At 38.1% G+C, this 26,394-nt stretch carries 29 protein-coding genes; 5 read left to right on the forward strand and 24 right to left on the reverse strand.

Annotated features, from left to right (window positions below):
• Positions 1-405: 405 nt before the first annotated feature.
• The 6 genes from QYB97_RS02485 to QYB97_RS02510 form a co-directional block, all read right to left on the reverse strand.
• Positions 406-1,212, reverse strand: coding sequence for an STAS domain-containing protein (locus tag QYB97_RS02485; RefSeq protein WP_301164366.1), 807 nt, complete (start codon positions 1,210-1,212; stop codon positions 406-408).
• 1,136 nt (positions 1,213-2,348) lie between these two features.
• On the reverse strand, positions 2,349-2,639 hold the full coding sequence (locus QYB97_RS02490; protein WP_301164367.1) for an STAS domain-containing protein: 291 nt from the start codon (positions 2,637-2,639) through the stop codon (positions 2,349-2,351).
• Positions 2,640-2,681: 42 nt separating this feature from the next.
• Complete coding sequence (locus tag QYB97_RS02495; RefSeq protein WP_301164368.1) at positions 2,682-3,737, reverse strand: sensor histidine kinase; 1,056 nt, start codon at positions 3,735-3,737, stop codon at positions 2,682-2,684.
• 11 nt (positions 3,738-3,748) lie between these two features.
• Positions 3,749-4,432 (reverse strand): response regulator transcription factor, encoded by a 684-nt coding sequence (locus QYB97_RS02500; RefSeq protein ID WP_301164369.1) that lies wholly within the window; start codon positions 4,430-4,432, stop codon positions 3,749-3,751.
• Positions 4,433-4,441: 9 nt separating this feature from the next.
• Entirely contained in the window at positions 4,442-4,999 is a 558-nt protein-coding gene (locus tag QYB97_RS02505) for a class I SAM-dependent methyltransferase (RefSeq protein ID WP_301164370.1), read from the reverse strand.
• 113 nt (positions 5,000-5,112) lie between these two features.
• Positions 5,113-5,763, reverse strand: a complete 651-nt coding sequence (locus tag QYB97_RS02510) for a TVP38/TMEM64 family protein (RefSeq protein WP_301164371.1) — start codon at positions 5,761-5,763, stop codon at positions 5,113-5,115.
• A 489-nt stretch (positions 5,764-6,252) separates the two neighbouring features.
• Here QYB97_RS02510 and QYB97_RS02515 point away from each other — a divergent pair, with 489 nt between their 5' ends.
• On the forward strand, positions 6,253-7,491 hold the full coding sequence (locus tag QYB97_RS02515; RefSeq protein ID WP_301164372.1) for a cation:proton antiporter: 1,239 nt from the start codon (positions 6,253-6,255) through the stop codon (positions 7,489-7,491).
• Between the two features lie 37 nt (positions 7,492-7,528).
• Here the strand turns inward: QYB97_RS02515 and QYB97_RS02520 are convergent, their stop codons facing one another.
• The 4 genes from QYB97_RS02520 to QYB97_RS02535 form a co-directional block, all read right to left on the reverse strand.
• Positions 7,529-8,878 (reverse strand): TrkH family potassium uptake protein, encoded by a 1,350-nt coding sequence (locus tag QYB97_RS02520; protein ID WP_356948157.1) that lies wholly within the window; start codon positions 8,876-8,878, stop codon positions 7,529-7,531.
• 1,049 nt (positions 8,879-9,927) lie between these two features.
• Positions 9,928-11,241 carry a sensor histidine kinase gene (locus QYB97_RS02525; RefSeq protein ID WP_301164373.1) on the reverse strand — a complete coding sequence of 438 codons (1,314 nt, stop codon included), beginning with the start codon at positions 11,239-11,241 and terminating at the stop codon, positions 9,928-9,930.
• On the reverse strand, positions 11,228-11,914 hold the full coding sequence (locus tag QYB97_RS02530) for a response regulator transcription factor (RefSeq protein ID WP_301164374.1): 687 nt from the start codon (positions 11,912-11,914) through the stop codon (positions 11,228-11,230). Before QYB97_RS02530 ends, QYB97_RS02525 begins: the two co-directional genes overlap by 14 nt.
• A gap of 81 nt (positions 11,915-11,995) precedes the next feature.
• On the reverse strand, positions 11,996-12,517 hold the full coding sequence (locus QYB97_RS02535; protein WP_301164375.1) for a hypothetical protein: 522 nt from the start codon (positions 12,515-12,517) through the stop codon (positions 11,996-11,998).
• A gap of 163 nt (positions 12,518-12,680) precedes the next feature.
• On the opposite strand from QYB97_RS02535, the gene lgt (QYB97_RS02540) reads away from it, so the two are divergent.
• The 4 genes from lgt (QYB97_RS02540) (at position 12,681) to QYB97_RS02555 (ending at position 15,320) form a co-directional block, all read left to right on the forward strand.
• Complete coding sequence (lgt, locus tag QYB97_RS02540; protein ID WP_301164376.1) at positions 12,681-13,493, forward strand: prolipoprotein diacylglyceryl transferase; 813 nt, start codon at positions 12,681-12,683, stop codon at positions 13,491-13,493.
• Between the two features lie 9 nt (positions 13,494-13,502).
• Complete coding sequence (locus QYB97_RS02545) at positions 13,503-13,883, forward strand: YidH family protein (RefSeq protein ID WP_301164377.1); 381 nt, start codon at positions 13,503-13,505, stop codon at positions 13,881-13,883.
• Positions 13,884-13,959: 76 nt separating this feature from the next.
• Complete coding sequence (lgt, locus tag QYB97_RS02550) at positions 13,960-14,769, forward strand: prolipoprotein diacylglyceryl transferase (RefSeq protein ID WP_301164378.1); 810 nt, start codon at positions 13,960-13,962, stop codon at positions 14,767-14,769.
• Positions 14,770-14,855: 86 nt separating this feature from the next.
• Positions 14,856-15,320, forward strand: a complete 465-nt coding sequence (locus QYB97_RS02555; RefSeq protein ID WP_301164379.1) for a hypothetical protein — start codon at positions 14,856-14,858, stop codon at positions 15,318-15,320.
• A 62-nt stretch (positions 15,321-15,382) separates the two neighbouring features.
• On the opposite strand, the gene QYB97_RS02560 is transcribed toward QYB97_RS02555, so the two are convergent.
• From QYB97_RS02560 to QYB97_RS02625, 14 genes are all read right to left on the reverse strand, one after another.
• Positions 15,383-16,180: a c-type cytochrome gene (locus QYB97_RS02560; protein WP_301164380.1), complete on the reverse strand. Its 798-nt coding sequence runs from the start codon at positions 16,178-16,180 to the stop codon at positions 15,383-15,385.
• A 93-nt stretch (positions 16,181-16,273) separates the two neighbouring features.
• The gene (locus tag QYB97_RS02565; RefSeq protein ID WP_301164381.1) at positions 16,274-17,671 is read right to left on the reverse strand and encodes a rhodanese-like domain-containing protein; all 1,398 of its coding nucleotides are present in this window, start codon (positions 17,669-17,671) and stop codon (positions 16,274-16,276) included.
• Positions 17,672-17,703: 32 nt separating this feature from the next.
• Complete coding sequence (locus tag QYB97_RS02570) at positions 17,704-18,900, reverse strand: FAD/NAD(P)-binding oxidoreductase (RefSeq protein ID WP_301164903.1); 1,197 nt, start codon at positions 18,898-18,900, stop codon at positions 17,704-17,706.
• A 72-nt stretch (positions 18,901-18,972) separates the two neighbouring features.
• Positions 18,973-19,356, reverse strand: coding sequence for a DUF302 domain-containing protein (locus tag QYB97_RS02575; protein WP_301164382.1), 384 nt, complete (start codon positions 19,354-19,356; stop codon positions 18,973-18,975).
• A 38-nt stretch (positions 19,357-19,394) separates the two neighbouring features.
• Complete coding sequence (locus tag QYB97_RS02580) at positions 19,395-20,432, reverse strand: sensor histidine kinase (RefSeq protein ID WP_301164383.1); 1,038 nt, start codon at positions 20,430-20,432, stop codon at positions 19,395-19,397.
• A 40-nt stretch (positions 20,433-20,472) separates the two neighbouring features.
• A complete protein-coding gene (locus QYB97_RS02585; protein WP_301164384.1) occupies positions 20,473-21,159 on the reverse strand; it encodes a response regulator transcription factor in 687 nt (228 codons plus the stop codon).
• Positions 21,160-21,177: 18 nt separating this feature from the next.
• Complete coding sequence (locus QYB97_RS02590) at positions 21,178-21,777, reverse strand: redoxin domain-containing protein (protein WP_301164385.1); 600 nt, start codon at positions 21,775-21,777, stop codon at positions 21,178-21,180.
• Positions 21,778-21,798: 21 nt separating this feature from the next.
• Positions 21,799-22,518, reverse strand: coding sequence for a cytochrome c biogenesis CcdA family protein (locus tag QYB97_RS02595; RefSeq protein ID WP_356948158.1), 720 nt, complete (start codon positions 22,516-22,518; stop codon positions 21,799-21,801).
• A 31-nt stretch (positions 22,519-22,549) separates the two neighbouring features.
• A complete protein-coding gene (locus tag QYB97_RS02600; RefSeq protein WP_301164386.1) occupies positions 22,550-23,197 on the reverse strand; it encodes a hypothetical protein in 648 nt (215 codons plus the stop codon).
• An 84-nt stretch (positions 23,198-23,281) separates the two neighbouring features.
• Positions 23,282-23,638, reverse strand: coding sequence for a rhodanese-like domain-containing protein (locus QYB97_RS02605; protein ID WP_301164387.1), 357 nt, complete (start codon positions 23,636-23,638; stop codon positions 23,282-23,284).
• A gap of 21 nt (positions 23,639-23,659) precedes the next feature.
• Complete coding sequence (locus QYB97_RS02610; protein WP_301164388.1) at positions 23,660-24,064, reverse strand: OsmC family protein; 405 nt, start codon at positions 24,062-24,064, stop codon at positions 23,660-23,662.
• A 63-nt stretch (positions 24,065-24,127) separates the two neighbouring features.
• Entirely contained in the window at positions 24,128-24,907 is a 780-nt protein-coding gene (locus QYB97_RS02615) for a sulfite exporter TauE/SafE family protein (protein WP_301164389.1), read from the reverse strand.
• 97 nt (positions 24,908-25,004) lie between these two features.
• On the reverse strand, positions 25,005-25,232 hold the full coding sequence (locus QYB97_RS02620) for a sulfurtransferase TusA family protein (RefSeq protein ID WP_301164390.1): 228 nt from the start codon (positions 25,230-25,232) through the stop codon (positions 25,005-25,007).
• A 20-nt stretch (positions 25,233-25,252) separates the two neighbouring features.
• Complete coding sequence (locus tag QYB97_RS02625; protein WP_301164391.1) at positions 25,253-26,380, reverse strand: MBL fold metallo-hydrolase; 1,128 nt, start codon at positions 26,378-26,380, stop codon at positions 25,253-25,255.
• Positions 26,381-26,394: the final 14 nt, after the last annotated feature.

Raw genomic sequence — 26,394 nt, forward strand, 5'->3', positions numbered from 1 at the left:
TAATAAAAAAGGTGCAATAACAATTCCCAAAGCACTTGATGAGGAACTTGAACCTAAACTACATGTTCCTGACCACACTATACTCCAATTTTGAACTATATAATTCTAATCAATACAAATTAAGCAATGTTAATAACATAAGAATTTCATTTAACACTCAACCTGCGACATGGCAGTTTCAATTCAAAATTCACCCTTACCTTCTTCTTTTCAATGTTCCGAGTTATGCCCGTAATCCTCTGGAGCATTAAGTGCGAACTGGCAACAATTTAGCACGCCTTAATCTATCTTTATTTATCTATGACAAAATTTTATTGTCGTTGTTATTAAAGTAAAGCCCCCATTTGTTTAAATACAATATTTCAATTTCTTGCTACATACTGTGTATACACAGATTTTCAAGTGTCATCTTGATAATGCCTGTTTTAAGTTCCCGTATAGCTTAAGATTGGAAAAATCCAAACTAAGTTCTGTTATAGTTTTAGCCATATTTGGTGCTATTCCGGTGATAACAACTTCTATGCCTTGCATTTTTAACCCATGAAATAAGTCAAACAACAAAATACCGAGTTCTTTATCAAAATTTAAAACTCCAGAAAAGTCTATTATCAATTTTTGAACATGTTGTAGAGATGCTTGTCGTATTGTATTGTGCAGTAGATTATTCATGCGTGATGGCGAAAATTTTCCCACCAGTGGCATAACTGCATGAGTATTATTAATACAAACTATAGGGGCGGTGACATCATCCAGTTCTTGGTCCATCAAAAATTGAGCGATTTCCGCTTGGTCGTTGAACTTCTGTGTTGTCATTCGAATCGCTTCATCAAAAGCAAAGATAATATCTTCATAAATCTCCAGCCCTTGTTCCATTTCGCTTTTGTCAATGATTTCCGACTGTCGCAAAAATTTGAGCAATGACAACCGAAACGAGCTAAGTACAGCAACAGTCTGTTTTAATAGAACCCCTTTGTCGAAGAAGTAGTTTAGAGAATCATACCCCGTCTCATTTTCTGTGGTTTCTTCTTTGCTTATCAACATGCTTTTGGATACTCTGTCCAATAGCAAATGTAACATTTCAAAATGAATATCCAGGTCCCGGTTTGTAAATGTAATTTTCATGTCTTCTAATGTTTTTGGAAGCAATGTGTTGATAAGTTCTCTTTGATGACCATTTAAGTAATGTGCAACCTTATTTTGAAAACTCCCCAAAAAAATCACTCCTTGGTTGTTAACTCCATGCTATGTATGAATTCTATGTAACAAAAAAGATACCTGCTTTTTCAACTAACCTGCCCCTTTAGTTCCATAAAAAAAAGCCGCCTTATAGACAGCTCCAATCTTCAGCTAACGCACGTATTGCTTCAGGAAAGATGGGAGTAATATTGCCAAAATGACTTAAATAGCAAAGAAGATGGCCACAGCGAGCCAAGCTCTCTGAATAGATAAGTGTAAGGAGCACCAGAATCCCCCCCTAAAAACAAGAAAAACCCTTTTGCAAATAAAAGGGGTTGTCTACGGTTTTTAGTGGAATATTGAAACTTATTAACAGGGTGTAACCGATATAGGGGTTCCAATCCCAGGTGAGAAAGGAGCGGTTTGGAAAACGACCGTACCCCCCAAATCTCTTATCGTAATGGTAAGGGAGCCGTTTGGTGGAGGGTTCTCTGACATTTGCAGTTCATAGGTGAATGTGCCGCTAATACTTCCAGTTGCTGTTCCGATTCCAGTTACAACCAATCGAGAATTTTCATCCAGGCAACTTATTGATTGAATGGAGGTAGAAGTAAAGGAAAATGGAAAAGCTACGGAGGAAACCTGTACGTTAAAAGTACTACTGTCCTGTGAACAATTGTTACATATGAATGCAGTACCTCCCAAAGCTTGATTAGTCAAAGGAGGTACGATTGTTGTTACACCGCTATTGGCAAATGAACTTCCTTGGGCGTTAAGGATGGCGGACGAACAAGGACAGGCGGAGCCGGTTTGGATTGCAACCACCTGAATAGTATTGCAATTATATAATTGCAAACCGCCTGTTACCGTTAAAAAGGTGGCGTTACATGTGGAAGCGTCATAATTTACAAATCTAAGGTTTAGGATTCGATTTCCCGCTTGATCAATGATGGTTATTAGATCATTGTTTGGAACCAGTTTACTGATGATAGAGCAAGTACATTTTTTGCAAGGTTTATCCTTTTTAACCATAGTTGTGCGTCTCTCCTATTTATAGCGATTCAAGTATATTTAGTTTATTCAAAATCTTCATAATTTGTGTTCAACAATTGCACCCGTTTGTTTAAATACAATATTTCAATTTCTTGCTACATACTATGTATACTCAAGTGTTATCTTGATAATGCCTGTTTTAAGTTCCCGTATAGCTTAAGATTGGAAAAATCCAAACTAAGTTCTGTTATAGTTTTAGCCATATTTGGTGCTATTCCGGTGATAACAACTTCTATGCCTTGCATTTTTAACCCATGAATTAAGTCAAACAACAATATACCGAGTTCTTTATCAAAATAAAATTCCACATAAGTAAAAAAGTGATTAATTAAGAAAACGACATATTCCGGCAGCTTTGACGGTTTATGTGCAAGAATACAACTGCGACCTAAGCCAACTGATTTCATCACAATTTTACATCAGCCATAAAATAGGTTGATAAAAAAATAAATTTAGCCCTCTATTACCTCTGGTAGCTGAAGGGAGATTGTTAACCAGTCCTCTTCCAATTCAGCCCGTATTTGTCCTTGATGGAGTTCAATAATTGTTTTGGCGATTGCTAATCCAAGACCTGAACTTGTTTCTTCATAACGCGACTTATCGGTTCGGTAAAAACGGTCAAATAACCTTTCCATATCGGAAGGTTTAAGGTTAGCTGCATTGTTTGTAATAGAGAAGAAAGCTGCAGTGTCCACCACTTGAAGAGAAACGGTGATTGTTGAAAACTTAGTACTATATTTTTTTGCATTATCCAGCAGATTATCAAATACACGCGCCATTTTCTCTACATCCAATTTCATGATTACAGGTTCCTCAATGTTTACCTGAAGAATTAATTCTTCTTTTTCTAAGATAGGCACGTATTCCCCACACATTTGCCTAATCATAGCTCCAATGTCTACCTCTGATTTGTTCAACTCTATATGTGGGCTTGAAAGCCTGTTATACTCAAACAATTCATTTATCAGGCTCATAAGGTTCATCGACTTGGAGTAAATGATCTCTGTATATTCGGATGCTTGTTGAGCGTTCTTATACTTTCCTTTTCTGAGCAAATCAACATAACCAGTGATGGACGTCAATGGTGTTCTTAAATCATGTGAAACATTGGTAATCAGCTCGCTTTTCGCTTGCTCCAGCTGACGCTCGTTCTGAAGCTTTTCCTTCAGTCGATTAGACATTCCATTAATATTTCTACTTAGTTGAGTCAGTTCATCATTTCCCCTGATTTCGATTACCGTATCAAGATTTTCATCCGCCATAATTTGAACCTTTTGAGTAATATGCGTGATATAGCGGAGTTTCTTCCTTATTAAAAGTAAAAAGGAAATTATAAAACAGAAAACAGAAAAACCAATCATTGAGAAAGGTATCACACTATAACGCCATTGGTTTATACCAGGAACATAAAAGTCACTTAATAGCCTGCCAGTAACCGCAAGGATTACTAAGGAAATGAAATAGCTCAAAGAAATAGCTAGAAGAAGTTTAACGCTGAGTTTGTTCATTCGGCTAGATCTCATATTTTATACCCTACTCCCCATACGGTTTTGATATATATCGGATGCTTAGGATCCGCTTCAATTTTTTCTCTTATTTTTGTAATATGGACCATCACCGTATTGTCCGATTTGAACGAGTCTTCGTTCCATACCGCTTCATAAATTTTACTGACACTCATCACAATCCCTTTGTTCCGGGCGAGCAATTCCAGGATATCAAATTCTTTTGGCGTCAGCCTGACTTCCTTTTCTCCCACCTTCACTTGGCGAGATTCTGTGTTGATTAACAAATTGCCGATTTCTATTTCTGAGGTTGTAATGCCCCCTGTATTGTATTTCGTATATCTTCTCAGCTGGGATTTTACTCTTGCCATTAATTCTAGAGGATTAAATGGTTTGGTTAAGTAATCATCTGCTCCGGATGCAAGGCCTTGGATCTTATCCATATCCTCGGATTTTGCAGAGATCATGATAATAGGCATGTTCCTTTCTTCTCTTATTTTCATGCACGCTTGAATTCCATCCATTTCGGGCATCATTATGTCCAAAAGGATCAAGTCATAATGATTCTTTTTCAAAAGTTGAAGAGCTTCCTTAGCGCTTTCAGCTTTAATGGTGGTAAGCCCTTCATTATCCAAATATATAGAAATTAAATTTCTGATTTTCTCATCGTCATCTACGATCAGGATTTTTCCTTCCATATTTACACCTCATTTTTTCATACAGCAAAACACATAAGCTGGTGGGAGGTTTCGAAACTCCCTTGTTACTTTTACCTTTGGAAAAAAATCTTCAATCATTCTTTTTTTCATGTTTGTATATTGAAAAGTTATAAACTTCCCTTTGTCGCGCAGGGATTCTTGAACAACGGCTAAAATTTGAGTGGCCATTTCTTTTGGCAGACTTGCGAATGGTAAACCGGATACAACCGCATCAGCATACGGCAAATGATATTGTTCCATGTAAAAACTCAACTTCTCTGCAGATCCATGAACCACATAACAATGTTCAACATCTTGATACTTTTCTTTTAAATGCTTATAGAACGCCGCATTGTATTCGATGACTAGTAATACCGTTCCCTTCTTTCGCTTTTCAATTAACTGATCAGTAAATATGCCGGTTCCTGCACCTAACTCCACGATATACGAAGAGGCTGAGAAATCTATATCCTGAACCATTTTAGAAGCTAAATATTTCGAACTCGGGGAGATTGCTCCAACTGTCCGGGGCTTAACAAGATATTGTGAAACAAATGATAAATACACTTTACCACACTCCATAGGTTTGATTTGATAACATAACCATAAGGAGAGAATCTTAAAAATTCACTCTAGAAAAGATTAAGAATTATTAAGATTGAATTGAGTCTCTAGAATCTTCAGGTCATTTTCCCTTCAGTTTTTACGCTTAATTTCCGCCAATGGAACACCATAGCTGTAATTATAATTAAAGCTACAATCAAAGCTACGAGAGCCATGGGAGCAGAATTTACGACTGCCGTACCTGCAATGCTGTAAAGAATCACTAAAGGGACGGCCCCTGTTAAAACAGACAGCAAGAATATATTATATTTCATTCCTGTTGCCGCAGCTGTAAAACACGCTGCATCAGTTGGCATAAAGGGACAGACAACGGCAAATGCTAAAAACTTAGCACGATGTCGCTCTAACGACCTACACCACATGGGGTACTTTTTCTTAATTGTAATGTATAGGAACGAGCCTGAAAGCCACCTTCCCATTAAGTACACTATCGTTTCTCCCAATACAATCCCTAACAAGGATAATAAGATCGCTTGTAATGGTGAAAAAAGCAGACTGCCGATTAAAATACACAGGGATCCGGGAATGAACAGAACAAGTCTGGCCAAGAATAATCCAACAAAAACATATGGAGCCCAATTGTCATACACTTGAATAAAACCTTTGATATCCTCTATCCTCAAATGTGTAAACCCGACTTTCTTTCCTCCTGAAAATAGGATAATCCAAAGCAATACTATAACAATGACGGGGATGATTTTTTTCATTATTAACCTTCTTTCAGTCGATACTTCTTTGTTGATTTAAACTCATCAGTATTATCTAGTGGTTTGAAAACCATGGGATAGTGAATTTTAATCAAAAGTTGGCTATTCTCAATAGGCTTAGAATACACAGATAAACTTAAAAAACAGTGGGAGAAAACCTTAAGAATTCTTAAGATGAAACCTAAAAAGTATGCAAAAGAGTCCTTCTTCAGTTTAGTTACAACCCCACTTGATGACATACCTAAGCAGCGAGTGCTACGAGTTCTGAAATAAGCAAAAAAAAAAGAATGAGCGATGTTTACAATGCTCATTCTTTTTGTGTTTTTAAATACATCTTTTATCTAATAAAGGAAAAAGCAAACTTTCATATAGATTTATAATAAGATTGGATTATTGAATAAGGGGGAAAGTAAAAAAAGGCAATCCATATTTTAATGTTGTTGCTATGAGATGTACTAAACAATATCTAAGGAGGTGACTACTTAAAAGATGTTTAATGAAGTATTTATACAGATTTTAACGTTACTTGGAATTTCAATCACTGTAATTGGGATTGCAAAATTTGCAGGAAAACCCTATCCAATTGCCCTTGTCCTAACAGGGTTAATTCTTGGTTTGGCTGATATACGCTTTTTGGATGAAACAAAAACATTTATTACCCAATCGCACATTTTCCAGGCTATCATTATTTCTTTGTTTTTACCCATACTTCTTGGGGATGCGGCAATTAAACTTCCATACAAGGATTTAAAAGAAGAACGAAAACCAGTAGCGCTTCTTGCCATGGGTGGAACTTTCCTGACATTCCTCGTTGTGGGGTTTGCTTCTTATTGGTTACTTGATATGCCAGTGGTTGCTGCTTTTACATTTGGTGCGCTCATGAGTGCAACAGACCCTATCAGTGTCATTTCCATATTTAAAAGCCTCGGCGTATCAAAAAGAATGGTCACGATTATTGAAGGTGAATCCCTTTTCAATGATGGTGTAGCAGTTGTTTTTTTCCAGATTTCTTCCCTTTATTTGCTCTCTTTTATCGACAGTGGATGGATTGGGCTTGGACAAGGGATTATAATGTTTTTGAAATTTAGTATTGGCGGCTTGCTCCTTGGTATCATTTTGGGATATCTATTTTCTCAAATCATTCGTCTTTATGATGATTATCCTTTAGAGATCGCCTTTTCAACGATGTTATTCTTCGGAAGTTATTTTATCGCTGAACATCTTCACATATCCGGTGTTATTGCAGTGGTTGTTGGAGGCATTATTTTTGGTAATTATGGAGCAAGAATTGGAATGTCCGAAATCACGAAAACAAATATAAATTCGTTTTGGGATTCAATTACACTAATCGCGAACTCACTTATCTTCTTAATGATCGGACTTGAAATAAAAAATATAGACCTTACAGACATGTGGAAACCTATTATCGTGTCAATCATTATTGTAATAGTAAGCAGAACATTAGCTGTCTATGCAACTCTAGGTTTTATAAAAAACATCGATCAAAAGGCAAAATTATTGCTTAACTGGGGTGGATTAAGAGGGAGTCTTTCCATAGCCCTTGCTTTGAGCTTACCCTCCTCTTTTCCCGGAAAAGAGGAAATCCTGGCATTGACTTTTGGTGTGGTGCTGTTTTCATTATTAATACAAGGTCTATCTATTGAATCACTAATTAAGAAACTAAATAGGAGTTCAAAACAAGCGGTTTCCAAAGACAAAAGACTGTAAGATATCCCCCCTTCTTTAGACGGAAGGGGGTTTTATTTTATCCGGTAAATAAATCACCATCTGGATAACGAATATTTGTTTTTGAAGCTTTAGCCAAGGAGAAAGCCATGGTTAATGGACCAATTTTACCAAACAGCATCACTATAATAATAACAAGCTTTCCGATATGATTTAGTTCCGCAGTGATTCCCATGGACAATCCAACGGTTCCAAACGCAGAAACCACTTCAAAGAAAATCTTTATAAAAGAGATTTTTTGAGTAATTGTCAGGATAAAAAATGCAAAGAAAATAAACAAAATGGAGATGGTGGTAATGGCCAAGGCCCTCATGACGACTTCGTTTCTAACGGTTCTATTACCAATTACCATTTCATTGTTCCCTTTTAAAAATGCCGTTACGGCATAGATTATGACAATTAATGTGGTGAGTTTGATTCCTCCCGCGGTAGAACCGCTTCCTGCTCCAATAAACATCAACATGATGGTAAACAGGATAGAGGAATCCTTCATTTGACCAATATCTATTGTATTAAAACCAGCAGTCCTTGGCGAGATGCCTTGAAAATATGCGGCCCACAATTTATCTGACAGGGGTAAACCTCCCAATGTATGAGGATTATGAAATTCTAACGCAAGGATACAAAAAATGGCGATCAGGTTTATGAGCAAGGTACCTATAATCATAACCCTTGAATGAAGTGAAAGTTTCTTAAATCGCCGATGCAACCAAACATCTACCAGAACAGTAAATCCAATGCCGCCAGTTATAATCAAAAATGTAATCACTAGGTTGACTAAAGGATCACCAACATATCTAGACAAACTGTCGGGCCATAAAGCAAATCCCGCATTATTGTAGGCACTTATTGTGTGGTAAACACTGTAGTAGATCCCTTTATTCCAACCCATATCTGGGACAAAACGAAAGCATAAAAGGACCACTCCTATAAATTGTATACTTAAAGAAAATATTACAAGATTCCTTACAAGACGTATAACTCCTCCTATAGAAGGCTGGTTTAATGATTCTTGCATAAGTTTCCTTTGTTTAATGCTAACTTTTTTACCTAACATAATCACGACCAACGCTGCAAAAGACATCAAGCCTAATCCACCCATTTGAATAAGACAGAGGATTACAATTTCTCCAAAAATGGAAAAAGTAGTTCCAGGGTCCAACGGCACCAGCCCAGTAACTGTAGCTGCAGATGTCGCCAAAAAGACGGAATCTATCCATGAAATGGGTTTCACTGTGGAAAAAGGAAGCTTTAAAAGCAAAGCACCCGATAACATAAAAACTAAAAAAAACACAGCCAGAAACTGTGGCGGAGATAGCGGTACAGGCCTCAGCCACAGTGGTTTCTTCCTATATGTATGTAAAGCCAACTTCTATTCATCTCCTTATTGCTAAAACCAAAATGATAAAACAACACCATTGTCCTCTCTGTTATTTTAACTAAAATTATTATAGTGTAAACGAATTTTTGATTCATCAGTAAATTCGATCAGGTCAAATGGGTTAGCGAAGGATTTATTATCGTACAATTAGCAAATTTACTCCTTTAGAATATAGCGCATCATATTATTTGATTTAATACAAATAAATATTGATATACATATACTCTAATAAAGAGGCCTATCCAGTTGCCGACATTATTCTTTAGCTTTGTAATGTTATAATTGTTTTATTAAATTTTAATTAGAATCCTGTTACAATTAAAAGCCCTCACCCTTGTTTCGTGGATGGCTTTCCTCTGTTGTATTACTCAGTATCACGCTCGGCACGTATAAATGAGAATTGAATTAAGGAGAAACGGGTGTAGTATATCTTCAAAAGGCTGTAATCAAAGTCCGGGAGGGAAATAAAATGTATGGATTCGATATCCGGACCAGTTGGGAAACATACTTGCTTTTTATTGTCCCTGTTTTATTTTTGTTGTTTTTGATTCCCGTCAAAATGCACAAAAGAAAAAATGCCCCTAAACTATATAAAAAATGGTTAGTATATAGAGAGATATTAATATTTTTGGTAGTTTCATTATTGATTCTCATAATAGCAATTGATTTTTAAACCTTTTATCCATCCATTAAAGAGATACGGTAGAACATCCTTTTCAGAGGAGTCATCTGATGCATTATCATCAGTTGCTTTTAGCCCTGTGCAAATACAAATTGCAAAAATGCTGTTGTATTATTTTTTTGACTAAAGGATTCTTATTTCTGCCAGTAAAAAAGATTTAAATCGGTTCAAGATCGGCACGTTATGACTAACATGATAGTAGCAAGCAATACTGCAAGTAAGCGCATATTTAAATACATTAAAAATGAGACTCAGGTGGTCAAAAGGTTGGCAGTTTATCGGTCGTGGTTACAGCTCTTTCTCAATGGAAAGAAAACGGGTTTTTGTCATGATACTTGTTGTCATTAATTTACTATCAAATCATCGGAAGTGATAGGATAAAAACAGCACCTCTTGTGTTGGTGTTTTGGGCCGATACAGTCCCGCCATGTGCTTCAATGATCACCTTGGAAATCGCAAGCCCAATTCCTGTTCCTCCATTGTTTCCTTTATAAAACCGTTCAAATACCTCCTGTTCAGTGCCGTTTACCAGCCCTTTTCCATCGTCCTCCACAGATAGTATTAACCACCTGCTTTTCGTACTCCAACTGATTGTAATCTCGCTTTCTGCATAACGAAGCGCATTTCCCAAAATATTATGCAGCGCCTGCTTTATTCGGTCAGCATCAGCCATCATTTTTACATCTGGACCATCTTTAACAAAAATATGGATGCCTTTATTCTCGCCCACTGGCCGTAAACTCGTAACGACCTGTTCCAGTAAAGTTACCAGTCTGATTTCTTTAAAGTGGTAGATTTCTTCTACATTCTCCAGCATGAGAAGCAGGCTCAGTTCTTCCACGATCTTTTTTAGCCGCTGGCTTTCGGCGATAATCGTCTCCAGGCTTTGTTTGACTTCCTCCCCCTCAATTACCCCGTCCATGATCCCTTCTGCATTTCCTTGAATCCCCATTAGCGGTGTCTTTAACTCATGAGAAGCATTTTGTAGGAAATCCTTTTGCTGCCGGTCATACTGCTTTATTTTTTCAGCGAGTCCACTAAAGCTTTCGGCAAGATCAGCAATTTCGTCTTTGGATGTCAGGTTCAGTGGCCGATAGGTTCCCTTTATTTGAAATTGCTGCATATGCGAACGCAGCTTTTGAATGGGCAGCGTAATACTTCGTTCGAGATATAATCCCATTAAAATAGCCGCAATAGCCGCGATAACCCATCCGATCATTTGCGTTTTTCTCATAATTGTCTTGAGCGCCTGGATGTTTTCCACTTTTGTGATCAACGTTACATATCCCTTGATTACACTTTTTTTGTTGTAAATCGGCAGGGTTTCAGCAACATACTGATCCTGCTTTTGTTGAAAGGACGCGGCTTCTTTTTCGGTCAGGTTGGTGAAAATAACCTGTTTCTGTTTGTCCCGGACCAGTATTCTCGATCCAAGCAGTTGCCCCGCTGTTTCCATCCTTTTTTCAACTACCCGGAGACGTACTGCCTCCTTTTTGATTGGTACATTGGAGAGAACTTCACTGACCGAGGAGGCATCTGAACGCAAATCCTTTCTTGCCTGGTTTAAAAGATACCTTTCAGAAAAAATCTGAAATGACACGGCAATAACGGAAAAAACAATCACCAAAATGATCCAGTACGACCACCGTATCTTTCTACCAATCTTCATGTTGTTCTTCCATTCTGTACCCATAGCCCCAAACGGTTGAAATGGCTATGGAAACCTTTGTAACTGTCAATTTTTTTCGAAGCCTTTTGACCAGATCATCGATCAGGCGGCCATCACCGGCATAGGTATAGCCCCATATTTTTTCAATCAGCTGCTCTCGTGTAAAGGGCTGTCCGGGATGTGAGAAGAGAAAAGAAAACAAATCATATTCTTTTGCAGTTAACGAAATTTCCGTCTCCCCTGCCTTCACTTGCCGAAGATTGAGATCGACTTTTACATTCCCCCATTCAGTGGGTTTCTGAGCATGAATCTTTTCTATCCTTTTAAAAATATTCTTTATTCGGGCTACCAGCTCCCTCGGACTGAAGGGCTTGGTTAAATAGTCATCTCCGCCCAGCTCAAGTCCGAGAATACGGTCAAGTTCCGCATCACGTGCTGAAATAAAGATAATCGGAATTTCACTCTTCCGTCGAATTTCTCTGCATAGCTCAATTCCATCGATCCCCGGCATCATAATATCCAGAACCAATAAATCCGGACGCAGTCTCAACATTTCTGCCTCTACCCCAAATCCCTCAGAAAAAACGGTTACCTTATATCCTTCTTTCTGCAAATACTTTTGAAGGATGTCTCGTATGCTTTTCTCATCATCAATCACAAAAATGTGTTTCACGGTACCTCACCTCACGTTTCTAGCATACTACATCCGCTTTCCCACCAAAAGAAGGAGGCAGCACAAGCTACCTCCCCAACATTATGCTTTATTCATGATACTGATCACTTTGGCGAGCATTTCTTTTTTCTTCTCCAATTCTTTGTTCAATGTGCTTTGCTTCTTCAGCACCATGTTCAAGTGTTCCTGTACTTTCTCTTTATTTCCACTTTTTATAGCTACTTTGAGTTCTTTTCGTTCAAGGCGAAGATCTTTTTGCAGTGAACTTATTTCCTTATTTTCATCCTTCAATTGCTTTTTGATTTCTTTTACTTTTTTTTTCTTATCCTTATCCAACTCTTTCATCGCTGTCTGCTTCAGGTCAATGAGTTTATCTTTTTGAGTCACCAATGCACTGTTCAAGGCCAGACGGTCTTTTTTTAGTTTGTTTGACTGGTGAAGCTCTACATCAAACTGCTTGGCCAGTTTCACTTTCTCGGGCTGGTTTTTCGTCTGGATCTCGACCTTCGGGATATCACTACTGTCGGCAAAAACGTGGGTGGTCCCAGCAATGCCTCCTGCACCAATCACACTCGCCAAAACAAATGCTGCTATTTTTTTCATTTTTTCTGCCTCCTTTAATTCAGTATAGGAACAGTATAGCCGGCAAATTTGGAAGGATTGAGAGAAAAGTGTGTGAAAAGTGTATGAATGATTCCGTGATCTTACCCATTTGCTTTACAATGTTATAATTGTTTTATTAACTCAAAAAAGGAGAGATTTGAATTTGAATTCTGTTCCAAATCCAATTAATCCAATTGCTATAGAATTTGGGCCTATTAGTATCCATTGGTATGGAGTTATCATCGCATTAGGCGCTAGTCTAGGCTTATACCTTGCGATTCATGAAGGTAAGAAAAGAGGGATAGCTTCAGATACTCTTGTCGATTTAATTATGTATGCGTTACCTATTGCTATCATTTCAGCACGGGTTTATTATGTTGTGTTTGAATGGCCATATTTTAAAAACCACCTTAATCAAATACCTGCGATTTGGAATGGAGGTATCGCGATTCACGGGGGCCTCATTGGGGCAATAGTTACTGCAATAATTTTCACGCGTAAAAGAAACATTAGTTTTTGGAAAGTAGCTGATATTACTGCTCCAGGAATATTATTAGCGCAAGCCATCGGACGTTGGGGGAATTTTATCAACCAAGAGGCGCATGGAGGGCCGGTTTCAAGAACTTTCCTTGAGCACTTACATCTTCCGGCATTTATAATTAATCAGATGTATATTGACGGCTTGTACTTCCACCCTACGTTCCTGTATGAATCTATTTGGAGTTTCACTGGAGTTATTATTCTTCTTACGATAAGAAAGAAATTCGCACTACAACTTGGTGAGTTGTTTTTATGCTATCTCGTTTGGTATTCAACGGGGCGCTTTTTCATTGAAGGAATGAGAACAGATAGCCTGATGCTCACACCGCATCTTAGAATGGCACAGGTCATTTCAATCCTCATTATAAGTTTCTGTATCACATTTGGCATTTTTAGGAAGTACAAATATCTATCTAAAGAAAGGTTTGCAAAATAAAACAATAAAATGAAGAAAAATGAAACCAACACCCCTGATTCTAAATACATACAACAGCACCTAGCAAATGAACGAACTTACCTTGCATGGGTGAGAACAAGTATAACCATCATTGGTGTAGGATTTTTAATAACAAATCTTCACTTTTCGATGGTATCAGAAAATAGACTATTTGAGGATTGGTTAGCGCAATTTATTGGGTTGGCATCGATTTTTATAGGAATTATTGCTTTAGTGATGTCTACCATTACCTTTTTTACGAAAGGAAAAAGTATTAACGAGCAAAAATTTAGGTTTCCAAGAAAATCGATACTCACCATTTCTATTGTACTTCTGCTTATCTTTATTATTTTTGGCATGTACTATTTGATTGCCTGGGAACTTCTATAGCTTTTAGATGGCGGTGCTTACCTAAAGCATCGCTTTGTTCATTCTTAAATGGATAGACAACAGAAAGGAACAAATCATGCACTCTCTATATTTATTCTATAGCAATCCGGTGGCTTTCAGCTTCTTTGGTTTTACGATCCATTGGAAGGGTATTATTACGATGACTGCAGTATTTGCAGGGATATTATACTGTATCCATGCCGGAAAAAAGAACTGGATTGGCAAGAAACAAATCTTTGAGCTATTCTTCATTGGCTTACCTCTTTCAATAGTAACTGCAAGAATTTATTATATAATTTTCAATTGGGGTTATTACAAATATAATCTTATTGAAATACCGATGTTATGGGAAGGGGGCATAGCTATTCATGGCGGGTTGATTGGTGCTTTTCTATTCTTATTCATGTATGCGCATAACATGGGCTTTTCTTTTTGGAGACTTGCAGACACAATTGCCCCAGGCCTGTTATTAGGACAATCTTTAGGACGATGGGCAAATTTAATTACACAGGAAGCGTATGGAGAAGCTGTAAACTTATCCTTCTTATATTCACTAAGATTACCGGATTTTATTATTGATCGACTTTTTATCTATGGCTCTTACCGTCACCCAACGTTCTTATATTCTTCCCTCTGGAACTTCATTGGTTTTCTCTTACTCCTTTTACTTAATGATAAGTATTTGAAAAAAGGGGAAGTGTTTTTAGTTTATTTATTGTGGAATTCTTTGGGCCGGTTCTGGATTGAAATATATAGGGCCGATAGCTTAATGATGGAAGATTTAAAAATAGCCCAAGCTTTTACTTTTCTTGTAACTTGTATATGCTTAATCACATTTCCCTATCGCAGAATCAAAGGAACAGCAGATCGTCATCCTTTATCATAATTGGGTCCGCAAATCATTTGTATACTATTTTCAAATTTGTTAACTTCAAGTAAAGATGAAAGGAATGAACTGCTATCAAAAAAAGTATGATAACTCTTCTTTCCGGCCCTTTATTGGTTTTAGGCTTAATCTATGCCTTTTATGAATCAGTAGACTCTACATGGAATACCAGTCAGCCAAAGAAAGAACAAGCTTATTTCTCTGGGATTTTATTACAAAAACAGATTGAGAGAACCTATTATAAATTTGATTATATTTCTTCTGCTCACCAAATCAAAAACATTCCGGTATTTTGGAATTACCTGGATGATATACATTTTAATAATCTCTCGGTACTATCCAACAATATCCCTGATGAATCTTTAACCAAAGATATTTCAAATATTGAAGAACTTGAGCAATTGATAAAAAAAGATAAGGACCCCAAAGCGGTAGTTTATCTTCATCGAATACTCAGTGATCTCACCCATAAAGAATCCCGCTATGGATTAACCTATACATTTGAAGGAGATAGGATCGATAAAGTTAATAATTTGATAGAAAAACAGTGATACAAAAATGACGTGCTGCCACATAGATTGGTCACACGTCATTTTATCTTGTCTTTCACTATTCATTCATTGAAGTGCGGCCGCTTCTGTTTATCAATATATTTAGCAATCGCCGCCGCTTCTGCTTTTGTTAGGCTCCCCGGTGAATCCATGGGCATATTCTCTAGAATAAATCCTGCAGCTTTGTTTGGATGAGACATGCCTGCTCCGTCATTGTAAGAATCCTCACCCCAGAGGGCAGGAGCAATATCTGAACCTTTCCCATCGGAGCCATGACATCTTAAACAATTTTGCTGGTAAAGTCTTTCCCCATCTTCATTCCCTGTATCAGGCATAGAATTCATCTCAATTGGCTGGAGCCACTCTGCGTTCTCAGGATCTTTTATATCCTTTGATAAAAATTCAATGTAGCTAACCATGTCCTTTAAATCAGAGCTGTACTCTGGCAGCTTTTCTCCATTCATACTTCTCACCATACATCCATTGATGCGGTCTGCTAAACTGATGACCTTTTTATCCCTTTCACTATAACTTGGATATTTTTTTGCAACACCAACAAACGACAAGCTTTGTGTAAGCCCTCCGTTTGTATGGCAGCTGACACAGCTCAAATGGTTTCCTGTGTAACCATTGAGTTCTTCCGCCGTGTTTACCATGATGTCTTTGCCGTGATTCACTTCCTCCTTTTTGAGCGGATCCTTAATTTGGTTAATATCCGGGTAGATAAACTGCTCTTGGTTGGTAATAGTCGCGATAACAGCTTCTGTTTTGCTTTTGAAGACGGTTTCACTAATTAACACAGCCATGATAAGCAAAAGAAACAACAACACGGAAAACGAAATAATAGCTTGTTTTTTCATAAAAATCCCACCTATTTACTTTTGTAAAAAGTATAGGTGGGATTTTTAAAGCTTTTATAAAGAACTGTCTTACAATTTCTAACTAAAGGATGATTATTTTTTTCTTCGCATCCAACCGGAATAACCGCCTTCCAGGTTTAAAACATTAGTTATTCCACTCGCTTGTAAAATACTAACACCAATTGCAGACCTCATCCCTGACCCGCATTGTGAAATGATAGTTTTGTCCTTCGGTACTTCATCTACTCTGTCCGGCAGCTCTCCAAGCATAATGTGCTGCGCTCCCTCAATATGGCCTGATTCCCATTCGGACTGGCTTCTAACATCAACCACCTGCGCATTTTGCTCGTTCATTAATTTCTCTGCCTCATCCGGAGAAATTTGCTTATAGGTTTCCAGATGATCCGCCTGGTTAACAATAGAATCTTGCGCGTAACCGGCCAGGTTGTCGACCCCAATGGAATATAAAGCGGTAATTGCCTCATCTGCTCTGCCTTCTTCAGCAATAAAATATACCTCACCCTGGTCTTTAACAAGCCAGCCAGCCCAATTGGAAAGTGTTTTGTTCAAGGGAATATTAATGGTTCCTGGAATGTGCCCTTCAGCAAAGATTGCAGAATCACGGGTATCAATAACTTGTTTCTCTTCTTCCAGCAACTTTCCCAGTTCCTCGAATGAAGAAATGGAAGAAAGCTCAGGTAAATCTTTTATCAAGGGTGCACCTGCTTTATTCACTCTTTTCATGCGTGCGAAATAGGTTGGTGGCTCAGGCTGATTTTCCAAAAGCTGATGAATAAAACTATTTTTATCTGTTTCCTTCAATGCCCAATTTACCTGTTTCTCATATCCTACCGTTGAAGTTGGCACCGCACCAAGCGATTTACCACAAGCACTCCCCGCACCATGGCCTGGCCAAATTTGCAAGTAATCAGGCAACTCTTTAAAGGCTTGAATCGAATCATACATATCTTTCGCTGCCTTCTCAGTTGAACCAGTCACCCCTGCTGCCTTTTCCAATAAATCCGGACGGCCCACGTCTCCAACAAATACAAAATCTCCAGTAAATATGCCCATTGGCTTTTTGATTTCCGTTGCCTCATCTGTAAGCAGGAATGAAAGACTTTCTGGTGTGTGCCCCGGGGTATGCAGAGTATGAAAGCTGACCTTTCCAATTTTAAAAGACTCTCCGTTCTTTAATAATTGGTGTTCCACACTGTCTAAATTTTCATATTTCCAATCTTGATCTCCTTCATCCGACAGGAACAATTTTGCTCCTGTTCTTGCAGCTAACTCCCGGGAACCACTGACAAAATCAGCGTGAATATGTGTTTCTATTGAACCCACAATTTTTAACCCTTCTTTTTTCGCTTCCTGCAAATAAGGATCAATATCCCTCATTGGATCAATAATTACTGCCTCACCTGTACCCTGGCATGCGACCAGATAGGAAGCCTGGGCCAGTTTGTCATCATAAAAGTATTTTAAAAGCACATTAACACCTCACGATAAAATTAAGTTCACACTTACATCTTTCCTTTGAGCATTCCGTGCCAATACATCAGCGGCAGAAAATTCTTCTTTAATAGATACATGCTGTATCTTTCTTTTGCCTGATTGAACGGCATTGTTTCAATAGGATTTTTATCATAATCAAATTCAGCCAGAATTAACTTGTTATAGCCTGTGACAAGCGGACAAGAAGTATAACCGTCATAATTTAAATCTGGCAGCTTCCCTTGCATAACAGAAATAAGATTCCGCGCTGCCAAAGGGGCCTGCTTTCGGATCGCGGCCCCCGTTTTTGAAGTGGGGAGACTGCTATTGTCACCTAATGCAAAGATATTTTTATATCGATTATGCTGCAGGGTGTATTTGTCCACATCCACCCAACCCTTTTCATCTGCCAATTTACTCTTTCGAATAAATGCGGGGGCTTGCATGGGAGGAGTAACATGCAGCAGCTCGTACCTGATTGACTCATCCTGGCCAGTATCAAGATTCTTAAACACTGCCTCTCTTTGATCCGGCCGGATTTCAATCAAATTTCTCCTGTAATTCACCTTTATGTTTCTTTTTTTCACCACTTCTTCTAATGCTGCTCTGTACTTGTCTACATCAAATATAGCCGGATTTGCTGTTCCAAAAATCACCTCTGACTCATTTCTAATGCCAGACCGATTAAGATAATCTTCAGCTAAATACATGATTTTTTGTGGTGCTCCACCACATTTCACTGGTGTGGCGGGATGAGTAAAAATTGCATTCCCACCCTTGAAATTCCTGATCAATTCCCACGTATAATTTACATGCTCAAAAGAATAGTTACTGCATACCCCTTTTTTACCCAAGGTTTCCTTTAAACCCTTTACGCCATCCCAGTTAATTTCAATGCCTGCAGCGACTACCAGGAATTCATATCCTATTTTTTTGCCGCTGTTGGTTGATACAGTATTCTCTTCCGGATCAAATGCTTCAACTGTTTCCCTCAGCCAATCGGCTCCCTTTGGAATGACTGTAGACATATCCTTTTCTGTGGCTTCCTTTTCCGTTACACCTGCCCCTACCAATGTCCATAGTGGCTGATAATAGTGTTTAAGAGCCGGATCAATAATGACAATATGATCCCGTAACTCTGGTTCCAGCCTTAAGAGCCTCGCAACAATTGAGATTCCACCCGATCCTGCTCCCACAATAACTACCTTGTAATGATTATGCACTATACTTCCTCCCCTCGTATTAAGCAAAGGAAAAAGGAACACATTTCAATTTCTTTTAATGTGTTCCTTCTTTTTTCACTGGCATTTTTCCATTACTGCTATCAGTCGGTCTTCGATTTGTTTCGCCTTATCCTGTAAAACTTGATCGTTAAGCATATTGATTAGAGCTGACGGTTTGGGCATTCCAATTTTAGTTTTTGATTCACTTTCATAAACGACCATCTTACAGGGCAAGAAATATCCCGCCATTTCGTTTTGCTCAAGAACTTCCTTGGCTTCTTTCGGATTGCAAACTTCCAGTACCTTGAAATTTTTACTTAATTCTAATCCTTTTTCTTCAAGTTTATCTTTTAAATTCAAAGACCATAAAACCCCGAATCCTTCTTCAGATAGAATGCGTTCCAGCTTCTCTGCATTTTGATCCACAGTGCCTTCAACTTCAATCGTGTAATCAAACATATTCAAACCTCCTTATTTTATCGACAATATACTATACCCTACACCGTATTTTTTATGCATCTTTCGCCAGGATTTAACGGGATTTCAAACCAGAACGTATGAATATTACCATCCGTTTGCAGACCTATTTTCCCGTTATGAAGTTCGACTATCTCACTAACGATTGAAAGTCCCAACCCCGCTCCGCCAGTTCTTTTTGTCCTGGAGGGATCTGGCCGATAAAATCGTTCAAAAAGATGTACCTGATCTTCTGGAGAAATTCTTTCTCCTTCATTGCTGACTTCGACCCGGTAGAAGTGGTTTGTTTGATATCCATTAATATGAATCCATCTTTCTAAGTTATAAAAATATGCATTATCAAAAAGATTTGACAATATTTGTTTGATTCCGTCCTGATGAAAATATACTGAGCTTTCCTCAAGGTCGGTTGTCACCGTAATACCCTTTTGATTGAATTTCCATCGAAATAGCTGAATAGCCTCCCTGATTTCTTCATGGATATCTCCCTTTTTGAATGCTTTTTCTTTCATCCCCTTTGTTTCTTCCCAATCATTTAGATCGGTTAATTGTTCGACAAGGCGGATCATCCGTTTTGATTCTTCCAGAAGCGAATGGTATACCGCTGGTTCCCCTGAAATAACCCCTGCAGATAAACCTTCCATATATCCATTTAAATTGGTTAAAGGCGTTCGGATTTCATGGGAAAAGTCACGAAGCATTTTATTTCTTCTCTGTTTGGATTCTTTAAGTACTTCTACCATTTGATTAAAAGAAATAGTGAGCTGGCCAATTTCATCAGCACCCCTGGTTGCCAATTCAACCGGAAACTCCCCTTGTTTAATCAGATGTGCTGATTTAGACAGCTGAACGAGCGGTTTTATCCATTTGTTCACAAAATAATAATTGATTAAAACAGCTGAGAGAAACAAAAGAAAACCCACAAATACTACATATTTTCCTAATTCAGAACTTAACTTTTGACCGGCCAGGTTTTGGTCGTTAACAAGCGTGCAGGCATAATGTTTTAAAGGGACCGCAGTAAAAAGCACCACTAAAGCAATAAGCCATATATTCATGAAAATCAACCTGGGAAGAACGTTTCTCGATTTATACTTGTTAATAAGCTGCAAATCGGTACCCCATTCCACGGATGGTTTCAATAAAATCAACCTCGGACTTCTCCCTCAGTTTTTCCCTCAGTTTGCCCACATGAACATCTATGGTCCTGTCGATCACATTTCTCTCCTGGTTGGGATAAAGTTCATCCAAAATTTGATCTCTGGACAAAATCCGGTTCGGATTTTTCATTAAATAATATAGAAGCTTAAATTCATGGGTAGTCAGGTTAATGGGAGTTCCTTCAAACTTTACTTCTTTCTTGATGGGTTTAATTGTTAATCCCCGATATGAAATTTTATTGCAGTGATTTTCTGTTCTCCTTAATACTGTCTCCACCCTGGCTACCAGTTCTCCAGGACTGAAGGGCTTTGTCACATAATCATCTGCTCCCATTTTTAAACCATTGATCCTGTCTGCCTCAGATGTCTTTGCTGTAACCATAATCAGGGGAATTTCGCTTTTCTGATCTGTTCTTACCCACGTACACAAATCTTCACCTTGGATAAAAGGAAGCATAAGATCAACAATCATAAAACAAGGATCCATTTTTAAAAATACTTCTTTTGCCTGTCTTCCATCCTCAGCTTCCCAGATTTCAAAACCGGCATTAACAAGATAAAGCTTCATTAGATTCCTGATTTTTTCATCATCTTCAACAATTAAAATGGATTTTCCTTTCAACATACCATCATTCACTCCATGCTAATCGATGGACTCCATCGTTTTCTGCAAAAACTCTTTACTCATTGGACCAACCACTTTTTTCATGATCACACCTTTTTTATTTATAATATAAGACGTTGGAATGGAAAAAGCTTGATACATTTCTCCTGCTTTTCCTTCATCATCCATTGCAATAGGAAAGGTAAGATCATTTTCTTTTACAAATTGTTTTGGGGCATTTACATCCTTTTCTAATTTCGTTAGATTAACCGCTATAATTTCCGTATCTTTACGTTCTTGCTCTTCATAAAAGGCCTGCATGTGTGGCATTTCAGCTTTACATGGGGGGCACCAGCTTGCCCACAAATTAATGACGACCTTTTTTCCTCTGTAATCCGTAAGCTTTATGGGTTTCCCACTTAAGCTGGATAATTGAAAATCAGGTGCGGTATCTCCTTCGTTGATTCCGGTTTTACCGCTTGATGTAACCGGCTGATCCTCCACTTGTTGGACCGATTCTGTCTCTGTTACGCTAGTTGATTCGGTCTTTTCATCATTCATCATCTTTTTTTCGTAATCATAAAAGCCCAATACCACTAGAAAGATTAAGGCAATAATAAACGGCAGTATCCTTTTCACTTTATCTTCTCCCTTTCATCCTTAACTTGTCGTAATATAGGTCAACCAGGATGTGATTTTCTGCATCTGCCCAGTAAAAAGCAGAATCCCCATAAACATTAAAATCCATCCACTGGCTAAGGAAATCCTGGGTATCCATTTATTGATGCGCTTCGTCACCTTTAAGGAATAGCCAACCGCTAATGAAAGCACTAAAAAGGGAACCCCCAGTCCTAATGAGTACACAAATAACATGAACATCCCTTTATAGACCGTATCAGAAGAACTGGCCATAAGAAGAATGGAAGAAAGAGCCAAGCCTACACACGGCGTCCATCCTGCGCCAAATGCAATCCCCATAATAAACGATGTAATCGCATTTTTTCGGTTCGTTTTTTGTGTTTTGTATGTAATTTTTCGTTCCATCATTAAAAACGATAACTTGAGATACCCAGCCATCTGCAGACCAAAAATAACCACTAATATGCCACTCAATTTCTCAATGACTATCCGGTATTCAGCAAAAAACTGCCCCAAAGCACTGGCTGAAGCACCCATTGCGACAAAAATAATACTGAACCCCGCAATAAACGCCACTGAGCGAATCACAATGACATTTTTACCGGCATTAACTCTCCCGTCTTTAATCGTACCTCCGGTGAGATGGGCTGTGTACGCCGGCAGGAGAGGAAAAATACAAGGCGAGAAGAACGAAATCATGCCTCCTGTAAACGCTAATAAAAGAGTAATATCCTTCATCATTCATTACCTCCTTGCCTGTATCTTTTCATTTCTATTTAAAGATTTGATAAAGTCGTACGTTCCTTTCCGTTAAAAACAAAGCAAACAGACCCATTCCATATATAACAAAAAAAGAAGAAGACGTATTCCACTGATTAAAGGTAAAGTAAGAAAACAGCACCTCTATAGCAGCCAGAAGAACAGCTTTTATCAGACTGGAAAATGTGGCTGCCTCCGATTTATCCACGTGGTTCCAAAGTAAAAAAACAATAAGAACAGCACTATTATAAAGAAGCAACAGCGAGAAATCATTGCCCACAATAACCGCTAGTTCATATGCCAACAGACCGACTATCCAAACACGTAAAAGCGAATGGAACCAGTCAATTTTTACACCTTTTGTCTTTATGATGAAATACGCAAAAAACATCGCCTCTCCCAGCAAGAATCCTTTTTCACCACCTGAAAAGTACAGAAGAGATAACAGACTTTTACTAAGAAGAGGAAAGTAAAAAATAATAACACTCAATTTCCAAACAAATAACCATAAAATTAATCCATTCGTATACCCCTCAAATACCTGTTTTCTATTTCCTCTTTCCAAGGTGAAAAACAAATATACATATGTAACGAAAACAGCTACTGCAATCTGAATAAAAATAAATGGTATGGTGTATAATCCAACAGTTATATCATCCATATCTTGCTCCTTCTTAAAAATAAAACAAGAGCCGTCTAGTGACTCTTGTTTAATGGTGTAGAAACGGTTTCGATCATGTACTCATTAGTACCAAGCATTCATTCCGCCTTTGACATTCACAACTGATTGAAATCCGGCTTTCTTGAGGATCTTACTTGCTTTCATGCTTCTCATGCCGCTCTGGCAAATGACAATTACCTCTTTGTCTTTCGATAAAGCATCCATCTTTTTAGATAAATCAAACAGCGGTATATTTTTAAACTGACGAATATGATTTCCTCTGTATTCTCCAGGTGTTCTTACATCAATAAACTGTGTACCTTTTTGATGGATTCTCTCTTTTAACTCCGCTGCTGAAATATTATGGACTCCTTCTACCGGCATTAGTTTCCAAACAAAAAAGAGAACAATGACAGCGATTAGGATAACGTTGATCAACATATTTCTTCACTCCTATGACCTTTAATCCTCAATAAAAGTATCATCTTTCCCTTCTATTGATTCTGTAATTCGAATACTTCCCATTAGAGATTGGGCCATTGAACAATTTTTAATGGCCGTCTTTAAAGATTTCTCCAGTGTTTCCTGAACAAGTGCTTCACCATTGATCAGAAAATGGAGATGAATTTCACGTATTTTTTTTGGACCTTCTTCGTCCCTCACGATAGAGGCATCTATTTCAATAGTAGAAAATGAGATTCGTTTCTTTTCAAGCACTTTCCGAAGCACCCCGCCACTGCACCCAGCTACAGCGTTGACTAATAATTCAACCGGACGAAAGCCATAATTTGCATCCCCCGATATATTCAATACTCCATAATCTAATTCTGTTTTAAACCCAGAGATTTGTTTCATTTTAAGTTTCATGTTTATCACTCCTCTTCACCATTTTCCTTATCAAATTTAAAGAAATGATAAATTAGGTAGAATTTAAAGAAGAACATCCCACCAAATTTTTAAGGAAGTAAGAACAATCAGGACAGCCAATAGTATTTTTAAGGTTTTTGAATTTAACTTTTGGCCCACCACTGCCCCTAAAGGTGAAGCTGCCAGACTTGCAATGACAATGATTACTGTTGGCCATAACAACACCTGATGAGTGATCAACTTACCTGCAGTTGCGCCAATCGATGAAATAAACGTAATGGCCAATGAAGTTGCTATCGTGATTCTGGTTGGGATTTTCAATACGACAAGCATAACCGGAACCAGGATAAACGCTCCTCCTGCTCCAACAATCCCTGCAGATATTCCTACCAGAAACGCAATGAGAACACCCAGCCATTTGTTATATTGGGTATCATCAAACCTTTCCTCACTGACTTCTTTTTTTGGAAGAAACATCATTACCGCAGCGATCGTAGCTAATAATGCATAGATGATATTGATTTGATTCTCGCTAAAGAGGTTGGATAGAAAACTACCGATTAAACTTCCTGCTAATACACCAGCACCCATATAAATAATGAGTGATTTATTAATGTAACCGCCTTTACGATAGGCCCAAACGCCTGTTATTGTTGCGAATAGAACTTGAACTGCAACCATTCCTGACACTTGATGTGCCGAGAAATTTGCCACACCTAAGATTGCAGGCAAATACAAAAGAATGGGATAATTAACAATGGCTCCGCCAATCCCGAGCATCCCTGAAATAAAAGATCCAATAAACCCCAGGATAAACAATACGATTACTACTTCGATACCCATCGTTTTGCCTCCTCATTTCCCCAGCCCAGCAAATTATATGCCCCTCGGGGTATTAAAACAACTTGTAAAAAAGGAGGTATTTCACCTCCTTTTTTTGTTATCCTTTTTTGATCCAAAATTTTAGGACATCATTTTCCGCCTGATGATCAAGAAGTTCGTGACCGGATGATTTTGCCCAGGCTGTTAAATCACTTAAAGCGCCTTTGTCCGTTGCGTGAATCTCAAGAATATCACCACTATTTAAGGTATCCATCATCTTTTTTGTACGTACAATAGGCATTGGACAAGCGAGTCCTTTTGCATCTAAAACTTGAGTTGATTCCATTCTAACATCTCCCACTTTTTTTATTCTGTTATCGCACAACGATTGGGGCCAATTTCCATTTCTCTTTGGCTTTCTTCATCAGGATTAATTTTCCCCATATTCGTTTGGCGAATTTCTTGGTATGCATTTGGCTGAGGAGGAAGATTTTCCGAAACGGCTTTTCTGAATTCTTCTTCATCCTGGATATTCAACCCTTCATTTTTTTCAAATAACACACTTAATTTTTCTTGAACTACACCGTTCTCATTCAATTCACTCATTTTCCCAAAATGGGCAGGGAGAACGATCAAGTCATCAGAGAGCTCTTTATATTTTGTATATAAAGTGGTTCTGAGATCACCTACCCAATCCTCAGCTTTCCCTGCCAAATCTGGTCGGCCTATTGAGTCAACAAACAAAATATCTCCAGATAGTAAATAGTTATCATCGATCATTAGAGACGTACTTCCGATTGTGTGGCCAGGTGAATATAAAGCTTGAATGGTAATGTTACTCTCACCGACTTTAATTTCCTGTCCGTCTTCTAACGGTTCATAACTAAACGTCACTTCTTCTGCATCTTTAGAAGGCAGCCAGTATTTACCCCCTGTTTTTTCAGCCAGCTTTCTACCGCCAGAAATATGATCGGCATGCAGGTGAGTATCAATCAGATGCGTAATTTTTAGATTTTTTTGTGCCGCAAACTCTTCATAGGCATCCGTCATTCTTGCTGAGTCGATAATGGCTGCTTCTCCTTGTGATGCAACAAAGTAAGATAAACAGCCTTTACCGATCCGGTTAAATTGATATAGTTCTCCCCCACTTTTTAAATCTCCAACTTTTACTGGTTGAAGATATTCACTCCATGCTTTCATTCCGCCTTCGAGATAAAAAACCTTCTCTCTTCCGGCTTCATCGAGCATGTCTGCTACCATTTTTGATGAACCTTCTTTGGCACAAACCACTAATATATCCTGGTCGCTTGGCAGATGGTCCAGTATTTCTTCTACACCATCGATTAAATCAAAATAAGGCTTATTGATTGAAGTAACATTTTTACCTTCAATTTTCCAGTTGTTAAAGTCACCTTCATTTCTTACATCAAGGATAAATAAGTTACCTTCCAAAACACGTTTTGCTACTTCTTTTGCAGTTAATGGATAAATCATTAATATAACCTCCG

The organism is Fictibacillus fluitans (assembly GCF_030418125.1).
Classification (GTDB): Bacteria; Bacillota; Bacilli; order Bacillales; family Fictibacillaceae; genus Fictibacillus_C; species Fictibacillus_C fluitans.